Origin of the sequence: Legionella erythra, from assembly GCF_001467615.1 — a bacterium.
GTDB classification, from domain to species: Bacteria; Pseudomonadota; Gammaproteobacteria; order Legionellales; family Legionellaceae; genus Legionella_C; species Legionella_C erythra.
Genome location: NZ_LNYA01000001.1, coordinates 58652 through 73223, shown reverse-complemented (window position 1 = coordinate 73223; position 14572 = coordinate 58652). Strand labels below are relative to the sequence as shown.

Below are 14572 nucleotides of genomic sequence, written 5' to 3'. Positions count from 1 at the left end.
TGGTAATTATACACTCCGAACTCTTTTAGTTTAATATGACGAGGTTACGCATTATGACTGAAGCCATGACAAACGGCCTGCGCAAGCTACGCGTTTATAAAAGCAGACATCTCAAGTTTGATTTTATTGCAGCGATTGTTGTCTTTTTAGTCGCGGTTCCTTTATGTCTGGGGATTGCTCTGGCCTCAGGAGCCCCTCTTTTTTCCGGCATTTTAAGCGGCATCATTGGTGGTATTGTCGTAGGTTCCCTAAGTGGCTCCCAGGTAAGCGTGAGCGGACCGGCCGCCGGTATGGCGGCTGTCGTACTGACCGCCATTTCCCAACTCGGCGATTTTAATACCTTTCTTCTGGCCCTGACCTTAGCCGGGATTTTACAAATCATCGTCGGCGGCCTGCGCGCAGGTCTTGTTGCAGATTATGTGCCTTCCAATGTTGTGCAGGGCTTATTGTGCGCCATTGGCATCCTGCTTATCATCAAGCAATTGCCCTTAACCTTTACCCACTCCACCGACTTGACCGAATTAAAGGCCCACTTGCTGGAGACCACCGAAGGTTTTAATTTAAACCCATTTTACGATTTGTCGTATCACATCAATTATGGGGCCTGTCTGATTTCGTTGATTTCCTTTGCCATACTGATTTTTTTCGATAAAGTGAAAATTCAGTGGCTGCAAAATGTACCCGCACCCATTATCGTCGTGATTGCCGGCATTCTCATTAATGAATTGTTCAATCTGACTCAGTCGTCATTGGTGCAGGATAACCCGCATCTGGTGAACATCCCTCACACCAACGGCTACACCAATCTGTTCAGTCAGTTTACTTTTCCCGACTGGGCAGCCTGGAAGAATCCAAAAGTCTATCTCTATGCCTTTGTCATTGCCATTGTCGCCTCGCTCGAAAGTCTTTTGAACGTTAAAGCCGGGGAAAGGCTGGATAAAAAACACCGTTATTGCTCCAAGGATCAGGAGTTGATTGCACAGGGCGCAGGGAATTTGGTTGCGGGTTTAGTGGGGGGTATTCCGGTAACCTCCGTTATTGTCAGAACATCGGTTAATATTCAGGCCGGCGCCCGATCAAAATTATCCACCATTTTTCACGGTTTCTTCCTGCTTTTTGCCGTAGTGCTGATTCCTGAATTACTGAACAAAATTCCTTTGTCATCCTTGGCCGTCATTTTGATCTTCACCGGTTACAAATTAACGAAACCCGCTATCTATCGACAGATTTATGCCCAGGGAATGGACCGCTTCATCCCCTTTATTGCCACCGTCTTCAGCATCGTGGTATTCAACCTGCTGGCCGGTATCATGATTGGATTGGGGGTAAGCCTTTATTACATTCTCAAATCCAACAGCCAGGCACGCCTTGACATTGTCAAGGAATTTTATCCCAATGGCGTCACCAGCCGGCTCATCCTGCCGCAGCAGATAAGCTTCCTGAACAAAGCCTCGCTGATAGCCGAATTAGATTCCATTCCCCGGAATTCACAATTGATTATTGATGCCCGCCACTCCACCTATATTGATAAAGAAATTATTGAGTTAATTAAAGAATTCCAACAGGAGCAGGCGCCTTTAAAGCAAATCTCGCTGAATTTAACGGGCTTTAAAGATCATTACGACATCCATAACTACATTGATTTCATCAACGTCACGACTTACGACGTGCAAAGTAACCTCTCGCCCGCGGAGGTTTTGGTGGTATTGCGCGAGGGGAATCAACGCTTCTTGAGCGATACCCGTATCCATCGCACCACCCAAATTGATATTCAATACACGGCCAAGACCCAGCACCCCATTGCCGTCGTCCTTGGTTGTATTGATTCCCGCGTCCCGGTGGAAACGATTTTCGACATGAGTTTTGGTGATTTATTCTGTATCCGTATTGCCGGCAACGTGATAAATAACGATATTTTAGCCAGCATGGAATACGCTTGTCATGTCGTGGGTGCCAAGCTCATCGTCGTGTTAGGCCATACCCGCTGTGGAGCAATCCAATCAGCCTGCGATGGCGTTAAAAAGGGCCATATCACGGAATTACTGGATAAAATCAAACCTGCTGTAGAGGCGGAATCAGTGACCCGTGAGCAGCGAAACGGGCAGAATGGTGAATTTGTAAGACACGTCACCGCCTTGAATATTGCCAATACGCTGGAACAAGTCTATACCCGAAGCGACATCCTGCGCGGCATGATTGATGATGACAGCATCGCCTTGATCGGCGCGGTCTATGATGTGGAAAGCGGCCGGGTACAGTTTGACGATTTTGGCACCGAACTATTGCAGCTCAGTCACAAATCCGGCCCTGTTCTTGGTGAAAAAATCAAACAATTAATGCATGATGCGGATAACGTCCATGCTAGAGAAACGCAGGAATATCACGACTCATCGCCTGAACCCACAACTTAATCTTGGGCTGCAAAAAACGGCCGGGATGGTAGTAAAGAAAAACCGGAATAACCGGCAGCCTTTGCTCAGGCAATACTTCAAGCAACTGCCCGCTGGCCAGCGCGTCGGCCACCTGATAGTGATGCAAGAACGCAAGCCCCATCCCACTCATGGCAAAGGCCGCCATGGTGGCGGCGTCGTTGACATAAACCGCCGGCTTAAATACCAGGGTTTCGCCGTTCAGGAAAGTCCAACTGTCATTCGGCATCCTCATTTTATGGGTAATGAAACGATGATGGTTTAGATCATCAACCTGTTTTGGGTAACCGTATTGACGCAGATAATCCGCTGAGGCGCACAACACATAACGCGTAGTGGTTATTTTTTTCTGTACGGCATTGGAAGCCACGGCGGCTGACATACCAAATACCACATCCAAGCCTTCTTCCAGCAAATGCGGAACTTCTTCGGCAATCTGCAAATCAAGACTGACTTTCGGATAGCTCTGACTAAAGGCCGGCATGCGAGGTAAAATGATGTGCTCGGCAAAATAGCGGGAACTCATCACGCGCAATAATCCCTCTGGCTGCGATTTATAACCCGCAATCAAATTATTGGATTGTTCAAGGGCTAACAACACAGCCTGTGCCTCGGCATAATAGGCCTCTCCGATAACAGTCAAGGCCACTTTACGCGTGGTGCGCTCAAACAAGGTCACGCCTAAAGACTCTTCGAGCGATGTAATCTGTTTGCTGACTGCCGCAGGCGAGATACCCAGCGCTTTGGCCGCTGCATTAAAGCCACGATGTTGGGCCACCTTGCAAAAAGTCTGCATTAGCAGTAGGGTGTTCATTGATTTTCTCCATGGCTAGGGTTATTGCCTGTGGGGGTATATAATGACCGTTTTTAAATTAATCGTCATCAGGAGTTGGTATGCGTGTGTCGCAATGGTTTTTAAACACCTTAAGAGAAACCCCAAACGATGCAGAAATCGTCTCTCATCAATTAATGCTTAGGGCCGGCCTCATCCGCAAATTAGGATCAGGACTCTATACCTGGATGCCGCTTGGTTTAAAAGTCATGCGCAAGGTTGAACAAATCGTACGTGAAGAAATGAACCGCAGCAACGCCATGGAGGTGTTGATGCCAGCCGTTCAACCGGCTGAACTCTGGCAGGAGACCGGACGATGGGATACTTTTGGCGGCCTGCTGTTAACAATGACCGACAGCAACGGCCGCGATTATTGCTATGGCCCCACGCACGAAGAAGTCATTACCGACATCATGCGCAATGAACTCCGCTCCTACAAGCAATTACCGGTTAATTTTTACCAGATTCAAACCAAATTTCGCGATGAAATCAGGCCGCGTTTCGGTGTCATGCGCGCGCGCGAATTCATCATGAAGGATGCCTATTCATTCCATTTGACGCAGGAATCACTGCAGCAGACTTACGATGACATGTATTACACTTATTGCCGTATTTTTGACCGATTGGGTTTGAAGTATCGCGCTGTTGAAGCCGATACCGGGGCCATTGGCGGTTCAGCCTCGCATGAATTCCAGGTGCTCGCGGATTCCGGTGAAGATTTAATTTTTTATAGCGACCAAAGCGATTACGCGGCCAATGTTGAACAAGCGACCAGTTTAAAACCCGAGCCAGTACGTCATGCGCATACGGAAGCCTTGCGTCTTATGGATACCGTCGGCAAAAAGACTATTGAAGACGTGTCAGCCCTGCTCGCTGTTCAACCGGAAGAGATGGTAAAAACCTTGATTGTTGAAGGCGATGAACACCCGCTGGTTGCCCTGGTGTTACGCGGTGATGATGAATTAAATGAAATCAAAGCGGCTAAACATCCCCTGGTTAAATCACCACTTCGCTTCGCTGATGATGAAACCATTAAAAAACAATTGAAAGCCCCAGTGGGTTCCCTAGGACCCATTAATCTGCCTATCCCGATCATTGTTGATCATCACGCTTTTGCCCTACCCGTCTTCGCCTGTGGTGCTAACCATGCCGATAAGCATTACCTCAATGCCTCCTGGGCACGTGATGCGGCTTCGGTCGAAACCTTTGATTTACGCAATGTCAAAGAAGGCGATTTAAGCCCCGATGGCAAAGGCCGTTTGCGTGCCTGCCGCGGTATTGAAGTAGGCCATGTGTTCCAGTTGGGCGATAAGTACGCGAAAGCGATGAAGGCAGCGGTATTGAATGAAGAAGGGCAATTACAGACCATGATCATGGGCTGCTATGGACTTGGCGTATCGCGCGTCGTCGCCGCTGCCATCGAACAGCACCATGACGAACGCGGCATCATCTGGCCGCAAGCCATGGCGCCTTTCCAACTGGTTCTCATCCCCGTCAATGCCGCCCGTTCTGAACAAGTGCGTGAAACCACTGAGCAATTATACCAGGCGCTTAAAGCGAAGGGCGTTGACGTTTTACTGGACGATCGCAATGAACGGCCTGGCGTCCTTTTTGCCGACAGCGATTTAATCGGCATCCCACACCGCCTGGTTATCAGTGAACGCCATTTACAGGACGACTCGGTGGAATACAAGGCCCGCAACAGCGAGGCGATTTCCACCATTAAACTGAACGATTTGCCTGCTTTTATTGAACAAATCACAGCTAACTGACGAAGCAGCCGTATCGGAGCACCGCCCCCGATACGGCATATTACAGCTCATATTGTATAATATTTGATATAAATTTAAATGATTTTATTAATCGTCCAGAGCAAACATGGCCCCCAGACTACACCCACTTTTTCCAACCCTTGACGAAGTAAACAGCAATCCCGATCTTGCCTATTCGGATCATTTACCCCTATTGACCAAGGTGCCTCTCGGGAAAGGTAAAAAATCTTTGACGCTGATTTCCCTTAATATTCTCGGCACATCAAGCTGCCCGGGTATCCATACAAAAGACTCCAAAGAAGATACACCAAAGCGCTATCAGCAAATTATCGCCGGTTTAGCCAAGGGTGTAAAAAAACAGGCGGCTGATGTTCTTTTTCTGCAGGAAGCAGGCGAGGAAGTGGTCGAGGATTTACGCGTCGCTCTGGGAGAGGACTGGGAGATTAAAGTCGAGTTTAGAACCGGGCTGGTCACCTGCTACTCTAAAAAGCGGTTTGAAGAACAGGCAACCCGATTGGATCGTAAAGCAAAAATACGCTCCGTGACGGTAAAAGATAAGGAGAACAAGGGCTTAATCCTTGATCTTCATAATACCTGTGGTTATTACAGCCCTTTCCCTGACGGCAACGAGAAATTGTATGGACAGCTGTTAACCGAAACCACCAGTGATCTATCCATCATTCTCGGCGACACCAACTCCCGTATAGCTCCGCTTGATGATAAACCGCACAATATCATTACTGGCATCATTCCCGCTGAATTGAATGAACAATACGGATTACCACCCGGTGCTCAAATTGGCGACCATCCAGACGGCGGTTTCTATCGCGATGCCACGGGTATCCATCAATTGGAAACGCAGGTACTTGATTTCGCCTCAGGCCATCCTGTTGTGGATTCCCGCTCATTAGAAGAAATCAATCCGCATCTTGAATACCGCATGATCATGTGTCTGGATGATAGCTACAAAGTAAGCCGGGAGATTAATGATCAAACGGTCTTTGATTATGAGCAAGACTTGCAAAAACGATTAGCAAAGCCAGACATTTTAGTGCGCATGGCCGCTGACACGTTCAATAATAAAGCCATTGCTATTCGTTTTCCGCAATACATGATCGGCCAGCAATCGTTGCCTTCCAAAGACTTTGCCTTTATTAAAGCGACGTTACCCGGCTATCAATTCCAAACCATTGACAACCAGGGGAAGCGTTTTGATTGTGTATTTGTGCCTCTTCTGGATGCCGATAAACTTCATGCAGCGATAGAGGCCATTCCCCTGCAAGCAAAAACCCAAAAAATGGAGGTCCTGCAGGCCATAAACAAACGCTTGACGGAGCTTGGTGCGTGGCAGCAACGCGTCCTGCGCGATCCCTCTGCAAAGATTGCAAGTTTAAACGCCTTACATACCAAAATTAAAGAGTCAGAGCTCTCTTCCCTGGATGACATTAAAGGCATTATTGAGCAATGGGAAAAAGAAGAGTCCACGTTAGAAGTTAATGGTAAAAAAGTACAAAATGGCACATTGATGAGCATGCATCGTAATCTTTTTTTCAAAACTCATCGTCCGGATACCAACACCAAAAGCGCCGAGTTATTACACAGCATCAAGACATTATAGAATCTTGAACATTCAATGGGAGGCATTGCTGCATGAACAGAACGCCCTCGGGCTTGTCATCTGTTGGAAAAACCAGATCGCGACACTTTAAATCTCTAACACGCTGGCTAACAATTGCCGGGTATAGGCCTGCTCTGGGTGCTTAAAGATGGCTTCGCAGGATCCTTTCTCCACACAACGCCCTTTGCGCATGACCATGACGTCATCGGCCATATAAGACACCACGGCCATATTATGGGTGATAAATAAATAAGCCATGCCCAACTCCTGCTGCAATTCCTTCAGCAGGTTTAATATCTGCGCCTGCACCGAGACATCGAGAGCACTGGTTGGTTCATCGCAAATGAGAATTTCAGGTTCAGTGGCCAAGGCGCGGGCAATGCAAATCCGTTGCCGCTGCCCGCCTGAAAATTGATGCGGGTAACGATCCAGACTCTTTTGCGGCAAATTAACCCGTTCCAGAAGCCAATGCTGTTTTTGTGCAATGGTTTTAGCCGCCATGCCCTGAGCCTGCATGCCCTCGGCAATGATCTCGCCGATGGTCATGCGCGGGTTCATGGAGGAAAAGGGATCCTGAAAGACTATCTGCACTTTTTTACGATAATCGCGTAATGCCTTGCCTCGCAGCGCAGAAATATTCTGCTCCTGGTAAAATACCTCACCCGAAGTAATGGGCAATAGCCGCAACAAAGCACGGCTTGCCGTTGTTTTACCACAGCCGGATTCGCCGACTAAGGCTAAGGTTTTACCGCGGCGCAGCGTCAACGACAGATTATCCACAGCATGCAGCACCTGACCTTTATGAAAGAGGCGCTTACCAAGGATAAAATCAACACAAAGATTTTCCGCCCGCAGTATCACGTCTTCGGCCACCGCCTTCTTTTCCCATGTTTGCTGAACCTCATGAAGCGGCGGCGGCTCACGATGCTCAGGGTAGAGATGACAACGCACCAGGCGTCCATCCACATCCTGAAGCGTCGGTTCAATGTCAGCACAGGGAGCAAAACGGTGTGCACAACGCGGGTGGAAACGACAGCCAGACGGCATGGCATCGAGACCCGGCACACTCCCTGCAATCGTCTGCAGGCGATGGCCGCGTTTATTAAAATCAGGTAAAGAGGCGAATAACTGTTGCGAATAAGGGTGTTTAATCTGAGTGAAAAATTCGTCCACTGTCGCCTGCTCAACCAATTGGCCCGCATACATCACACACACCCGATCCGCCACAGCTTTCACTACGCTTAAATCGTGGGTGATGAGCAACATGCTCATATTGTGCTCATTTTGCAATTTTTTCAGTAATTGCAGGATCTGCGCCTGAATGGTTACATCCAGTGCGGTCGTCGGTTCATCAGCAATCAGAATGTCGGGTTGATTAGCCAAAGCCATGGCAATGACAACCCGTTGCTTTTGGCCGCCTGACAATTGATGGGGATATTGGTTAAGGCGTAAGGCAGGCTCTGGCATTTCCACTTCATTCAACAAGGAAATCATGCGCTTTTGCAAGGCTTTCTTGTCAAAAGTTTTGCTCCCTTGCCGCAGGGCTTCGGCCAATTGCTCACCTATTTTCAAGACAGGATTTAACGCCGTCATCGGTTCCTGAAAAATAATCGCCAAACGCCGGCCCCGTAATTGGCGCATGACCGATTCAGGCAGGCGTAATAAATCATTGCCCTCCACCTGCACTTCACTGTCCTGGCCATAAACGCCATAAGGCGGCAGCAAGCGCATCAATGACAGAGAGGTTAAGGATTTACCACAACCCGACTCGCCAAGCAGCGCCATGGTCTCGCCAGGAATTAAATGAAAACTGATGTCATCGACAGCAGTAATCGTACGTTCAGCAGTTTCAAAGCCAACACGAAGATGTTTAATTTCAGCAGGTTGCGGCATAGAGAATCAGCAAAGAAATCAAGCTTCCACTCTAGCAAGAGAACACGGCAGACAGCAATAAGTCTTTAGAAAAATCATGGATTGCCAGGTGGCAGGATAGTGACCATCTTATCACTAATAAAATCGCCAATGGCTTCGAGGCAGCGACGCTTGGCACTGCTGCCACGCCAGAATAAGGCAATACGCCGAGAGGCGCCGGGATTGGCAAAAGGGAGGATTTTTAATTCACTCTCGGCAATACCACGCACCGCCAGGGCCGGCATCAGCGTGATTCCTCTACCCGCCTGAACCATGAGACGCAAGGTTTCAAGGCTTGTGGCTGTAAAATCAACTGTGGTTTCCGCTTTCACGGTCTTACAAATCGACATCGCCTGTTCACGCAGGCAATGCCCTTCTTCGAGAAGCATGACCGGCTGCCCTGCCAACTGTTCAAGCTTGACTGCCTGCCCCGCCGGTAAGGGATAATCCGGTGAACAGGCAAAATAAAACGGTTCTTCATAAAGTAGTTGATAGTCAAAATCCAGAGCCACGGGTAAAGCCATGATCGCGGCATCCAGTGTTCCCTCCTGCAAGGATTGCACCAGTCGATGCGTTTTATCCTCGATAAGCCAGATTTTTAATTGCGGAAAATGGCTTTGAATACCCGACATAATCAGCGGCAGCAGGTAAGGTGCCACCGTTGGAATAACACCCAGGTGCAATTCACCGGCGAAGGGATCGCGGGCGGTATTGGCAATCGCTTTCATTTCAGCAACCTCTGCCAGGATTGAGCGAGCTCGCTCAAGCAGCAAGCGGCCAGAATCAGTCAGCATCACCCGTTTGTTATCGCGTTCAAACAACTGCACGCCCAACTCATCCTCCAGTTTTTTAATCTGCATGCTCAAGGTCGGTTGGCTGACAAAACATTGCCTTGCGGCTTCGCCAAAATGTTCCGTTTTGGCTAACACCACAAAATACTGCAGATCGCGTAAATTCATATTTCCTCGCAAACATTGCTCGATACCACGTTAGGCGGTATATTCAGCACTTTTTTAGTCTAAATTGAGATTAATGTCTTCTCATAGTATACCGCTCTCCCTGTCGACCCGGCGCCTGTTAATCTGGCTGGTAGGGGTTTCTTTTGTATTGTTTCAATTTTTTCTGCAATTGTCATCGGGCGTCATCATTGGCGCCATTATGGTAGAAATGAAACTGTCGGCGCTCATGGCTGGTTTTTTAAGCAGTTCGTTTTATTATGTTTACACCAGCCTGCAAATACCCGTCGGCATTCTTTTTGATCGTGCCAATCCACGTTTTCTTTTAACGATAAATGCCCTGCTCTGCAGCCTTGGTTGCTTTCTTTTTGCACAAAGCGAACAATTATGGGCGCTTGTGCTGAGCCGTCTGCTGATTGGCGCAGGCTCCTCTTTTGCCTTTGTCGGACTTTCTCATCTACTGCGTGAGCATTTCCCTATTCGGCAATTCGCCTTCATGATTGGCCTTTCAGAGACTTTAGGCTTTTTAATGACCATGCTCGGTATGATAAGCCTTGGCGGGCTCATTACACATTGGGGTTGGCGTTTTTTTATTCATGGCGCCGCCATCGGCGGGCTATTAATCGCCTGCTGCTGTTGGCAGTTTATTCCGCCGAAACGCGGACAAGCCATCAAGTTATCGCAACTGAAACCGCTACTCATTATTCTCAAATCACCCAAAGCCTGGTTTAATGGCTTGTTTGTGGGGTTAAGTTTTACTGTCATTACCGTTTTTGGAGCTTTGTGGGCTATCCCTTTTTTACAAATCAAGCTGGGTTTAAGCCTTAAGGAAGCCAGCCTCGTGGACGCCTTTGTTTTCCTTGGCGCCGCCGTGAGTTGCCCACTTTTTGGTTATTTAGCCGGGTATTTTCAACGCCGCACGCCACTCATGCTGTTTTCCTGCCTGTCGACTGCTCTGTTTTTAGGGATCACCCTGTTTATGCCCATCCATTCTTCCGTGAGCATGGCGTTTTTGATGTTTTTGATTGGTGTCTGCTGCGGCGCTTACATGTTGTCTTATTCCATTGCCAATGAACTGGCCCCGCAGGATACGTTATCCACCTGCACTGGCTTTACCAATACCCTCGCCATGTTGACTGCACCCTTGCTGCAACCGCTGGTTGGGTATTTTCTCGATTTTCTACGCGGCACCCGCGATGCTTATACTCTGGCTGATTATCAGTGGGCTTTAATTCTTGTGCCCTGCGGTTTGCTTATTGCAGCAGGGCTTGCTTTGTTACTGCCGGATAAACATGGCGTTTAGGCGGTCTTTTGAGCGGGCAAAACAGAAGGTTGCCCAATGTCGTGGAGACTAATGGCACAAAAACCAGGCTTTACTCCTTTAACCAACCCGGCCACCAATTGATGACTGGTATCCAGTTGCTCGAGCATGTCCTTAAGCGTTAAGGTGAGCCGCGGCGATGGAATATGAATGACCCATAAGCCATCCTTGTCTTTTTTGACTGTCACAAATTGCGACACCGGCACAGCTGTACCTTCCTGGTCGCGAAAACCCGCCACCGCACCGCGCAAGGCATCGGCTTCTTTAAGATTCACCGCATAAAATCCGCCACCGTCGTTGAATTCGCACAGAACGGCAGTCATCGGGTGACCAAGCGTTTGCGGCTTGCTGACCCATACTTGCCTGAACCAGGCTTTTTTAGCGGTAACAAACTGCTCCTGGTTATTTTCGCCGGTTTGTAAATGACCATTTAAACGGCCAGTCTGGTTAATCAGCAATTCAATGCCATTGCGGATATCCTGTTGTCTGGAATAGTTATTGCCCGAAAGCCCCAGCATATCGACCTTAAAATTAAACCCCTTGTCTTTTCCTTTAACACCAAAAATCCAGCTGTTATTGATGGCGTTAAAGCGCAGGAAAGCCTTGCCTACCCGCCATTGACTGCTTTCAGGAGCGTCAATTACGCTGTCGCTTTGCTCATGCAACACCAACTCACCAGTCTGCGCATCGACCAAAATCGCCTGGGCATGAAATTGCTGGTCATTCCGTTGCAACTCAAAGTAGTAATTATAACGCTCTCCGCTCTCATTGGTCACGGCACCGGAGAAGACCCAGTCAGCCTGCTTTGCACTGAGGGAGAGGATATTGGCAACGGGTGTTTCGGACTCCACGGCTTCTTCTGACTTGGGCACAGCTGTCTTGTCGCTGGCGAAAGCAGCCGTCATGAATAACCCAAGGAGCAGGAATCCATAAAATTTAACGTGTCTCATGTGGAAATTAACCCTTTTAATTGTTCTTGTGACCATAAGGCTTGCCAGAATAAATCAGGTAAGGTGGCTTCAACCGGTAAGACATACCAGCCTTCTCTCGCGAAAGCATGGCATTTCACCGCATCCTTTTCGGTCATAATGACCGATGATTCGGAGAATTGTAGCTCATTTGCTGTAAAAAAGTGATGATCGGGAAAAGAATATTGCTGAAAAATCAATCCCATTTGTTGCAGTGTCGAAAAGAAGCGTTGCGGGTTACCAATTGCAGCCATAGCCGCGATTGGCGCTTTCAGTTCCTCCTTTGCCACCGCCTGCCAGGAAGCAAGGTGGGTTAATGGTCCAGGGGTCATCGTCATGGGGTAAGCCCCGGGCCACTGACCCTGATTAACAACCACAAACGTTGCCTGCTTCAGGCGAGCAGGCGGTTCACGCAAAGGCCCTGCCGGCAGACACCGACCATTACCCAGGCCGCGCTGGCCATCAATGACGACAATTTCAATGGCTCTCCCCATGGCATAATGCTGCAAACCGTCATCGCTGATAATCACCTGCGGGTGATGATGGTCGATTAGGTAACGCACGGCCTGCACCCGTTTCGGAGCAATCACCACGGGACATCCGGTTTTTTGACGGATGAGCAGGGGCTCATCCCCGACATCCGCCGCCGTGTTGTCGAGAGTCACCTCATGAGGAAAAGCAGCCAGACTGGCACCATAGCCGCGGCTGACGATGCCGACACTGATGCCTTTCTCCTGGAGCTTTCTGGCTAAGGCAATCACGAATGGGGTTTTACCCACGCCCCCAACAGAAAGATTACCGACGACGATAACCGGAATGTTAAATCGCTGCTGGCAAAAGCGTTGCAAAACATGGCGACGGCAGGCACTGACAGCCCGATAAACCCAGGCTAAGGGAAGAAGTAACCAGTAAGCTCTATGGCCTCCATACCATAGTTTTTCGAGGATGGCAGGCATTACGTCACCCTGTCTTTCAGCTCATGGTGCAATGTCTGCGCACGATACAATTGCGCATAGTGGCCATTGCATTCAAGCAACTCCTGATGCGTTCCCTGCTCCACAATACGGCCTTTATCCAACACCACGATTTTGTGGGCACGCTGAATGGTGGACAGGCGATGGGCGATGACCAGCGTCGTGCGGTTTTTCATGACATGCTCCAAGGCCGATTGGATAGCCTGTTCTGACTGGCTATCGAGCGCGGACGTGGCTTCATCCAGGATCAGGATGGGCGCGTTTTTCAAAATAGCGCGGGCAATGGCCAAGCGCTGGCGTTGTCCGCCTGAAAGCAGAAAGCCGTTTTCGCCTACACGGGTGTCATACCCTTCTGGCAGACGCTGGATAAATTCATCGGCAAAAGCCAGTCTGGCGGCGGCTACAATATCATCGCGGCTGACATCAAAACGGCCATAGGCAATGTTATTGGCCAGGGTATCGTTAAATAAGGTCACATGCTGGCTGACTAAGGCCATTTGTTCGCGCAGGCTGCTGGGTTTTAACTGGCTTATGGGTTCGCCATCCAGGCTGATCTGCCCTTCCGTCACCTCGTAAAAGCGAGGCAAGAGGCTCGCCAAGGTGGTTTTACCGCTGCCGGAATGCCCCACCAGGGCCACGGTCTGCCCGGCCGGAATGAGAAGATTAATGTTATCAAGAATCATCTGCCCCTGACGATAGGCAAACCCCACTCTCTCAAAACGGACCTCACCCCGTGCCCGTGCCGTCAGAACCTTGCCTTCCTCGGTCTCAACCGGGCTGTCCAGCACAGCAAAGACGCTTTCAGCCCCGGCAAGCCCCTTTTGTATCGTGGCGTTCAAGGTGGTCAGGGTTTTCATGGGTTTAATTAATTGCAGCATGGCGGCAATAATGGCCACAAACGACCCCGCTGAAATAGTAATCACTGCCGCCAAATGAATGGCGGTATACAGGATGGCTGCAATACCAATTGCCAAAACAAACTGCACGCCCGACACATTAATGGCCTTGCTGACAGCCACTTTCATGTCATTAATGCGCGACGCTTCGGTGGCGCGGTTGAATTTGGTTGTTTCATACGCTTCACCGCCAAAAATACGCACCACCCGGTACCCTTCAATTGCCTCACTGGCAATTTCAGTCACCTCGCCCATGGATTTCTGCACTTTGTGGCTGATGCGCCTGACCCGCTTGTTGGTGTAATTGACAATCAATCCCACGAAAGGCACGGTCAGCAGGAACATCAACGAAAACTGCCAGCAAATCACCATCATCACGGTGAGCAGCCCGGCGACTAAAAAAGCGTTCTGAATAAAATCCGTGAGCGCATCAGCGCTGACCTGAGCGACCTGCTCTACATTGTAAAGAATTTTGGACAAAAGTTGACCGGACGTCGCCTCGTCGTAATAATCGGCCGGCAAGCGGATAATATGAGCAAACACCCGCTGCCTTAAGACCTGCACCACCGATCGGGATACCCAGGTCATGCAATAACTGCCGAGTGAACTGACCACAGCCCGTGACAAAACACCTAAAAGAACAAGCAATGGTATTTGCTGGACAAAGGCCATATCGATATTGATAAAACTTTTATCAAGAAAAGGGCGCATCAGGTAGGTAAACGTGGCATCAATGCCTGAATATAAAATATTGGCAACAATCCCCAGCGCCAGCACCATCCAGTAGGGTTTGACATACGTGATGAGGCGGCGGTACAAGGCTTTGGAGCTAGCAGGCGCTTGATTATTCATGAGGTTGAGCTGTTTTTGACCTTAAAAAAGCCAAATTGTACCC

10 protein-coding genes are annotated in these 14572 nt (G+C 49.1%); 4 read left to right on the top strand and 6 right to left on the bottom strand.

The annotated features are described in order from the left end of the window. Nucleotides 1-53: 53 nt before the first annotated feature. Complete coding sequence (locus Lery_RS00340; protein WP_058525255.1) at nt 54-2411, top strand: bifunctional SulP family inorganic anion transporter/carbonic anhydrase; 2358 nt, start codon at nt 54-56, stop codon at nt 2409-2411. Here Lery_RS00340 and Lery_RS00335 read toward each other — a convergent pair. Further along, complete coding sequence (locus tag Lery_RS00335; protein ID WP_058525254.1) at nt 2362-3243, bottom strand: LysR family transcriptional regulator; 882 nt, start codon at nt 3241-3243, stop codon at nt 2362-2364. The genes Lery_RS00340 and Lery_RS00335 overlap by 50 nt on opposite strands. An 80-nt stretch (nt 3244-3323) precedes the next feature. Here Lery_RS00335 and Lery_RS00330 point away from each other — a divergent pair, with 80 nt between their 5' ends. Further along, nucleotides 3324-5033, top strand: a complete 1710-nt coding sequence (locus tag Lery_RS00330) for a proline--tRNA ligase (RefSeq protein WP_058525253.1) — start codon at nt 3324-3326, stop codon at nt 5031-5033. 106 nt (nt 5034-5139) lie between these two features. Then, nucleotides 5140-6651: an endonuclease/exonuclease/phosphatase family protein gene (locus Lery_RS00325; RefSeq protein ID WP_058525252.1), complete on the top strand. Its 1512-nt coding sequence runs from the start codon at nt 5140-5142 to the stop codon at nt 6649-6651. A gap of 87 nt (nt 6652-6738) precedes the next feature. Here Lery_RS00325 and Lery_RS00320 read toward each other — a convergent pair whose 3' ends face one another. Together Lery_RS00320 and Lery_RS00315 are read right to left on the bottom strand one after the other, a co-directional pair. Then, on the bottom strand, nt 6739-8544 hold the full coding sequence (locus Lery_RS00320; RefSeq protein WP_058525251.1) for an ABC transporter ATP-binding protein: 1806 nt from the start codon (nt 8542-8544) through the stop codon (nt 6739-6741). 74 nt (nt 8545-8618) lie between these two features. After that, on the bottom strand, nt 8619-9521 hold the full coding sequence (locus Lery_RS00315; RefSeq protein ID WP_058525250.1) for a LysR substrate-binding domain-containing protein: 903 nt from the start codon (nt 9519-9521) through the stop codon (nt 8619-8621). A gap of 73 nt (nt 9522-9594) precedes the next feature. Between Lery_RS00315 and Lery_RS00310 the strand changes: the two genes are divergently transcribed. After that, nucleotides 9595-10821: an MFS transporter gene (locus tag Lery_RS00310; protein WP_082657079.1), complete on the top strand. Its 1227-nt coding sequence runs from the start codon at nt 9595-9597 to the stop codon at nt 10819-10821. Here Lery_RS00310 and Lery_RS00305 read toward each other — a convergent pair. From Lery_RS00305 to msbA, 3 genes are read right to left on the bottom strand one after another with little or no spacing between them, the layout of a single operon-like run. After that, the gene (locus Lery_RS00305) at nt 10818-11789 is read right to left on the bottom strand and encodes a hypothetical protein (protein ID WP_058525249.1); all 972 of its coding nucleotides are present in this window, start codon (nt 11787-11789) and stop codon (nt 10818-10820) included. The two genes, Lery_RS00310 and Lery_RS00305, sit on opposite strands and share 4 nt — an antisense overlap. After that, nucleotides 11786-12763, bottom strand: a complete 978-nt coding sequence (gene lpxK, locus Lery_RS00300; protein ID WP_058525248.1) for a tetraacyldisaccharide 4'-kinase — start codon at nt 12761-12763, stop codon at nt 11786-11788. Before lpxK ends, Lery_RS00305 begins: the two co-directional genes overlap by 4 nt. Next, entirely contained in the window at nt 12763-14529 is a 1767-nt protein-coding gene (gene msbA / locus Lery_RS00295; RefSeq protein ID WP_058525247.1) for a lipid A export permease/ATP-binding protein MsbA, read from the bottom strand. Before msbA ends, lpxK begins: the two co-directional genes overlap by 1 nt. Nucleotides 14530-14572 lie beyond the last annotated feature (43 nt).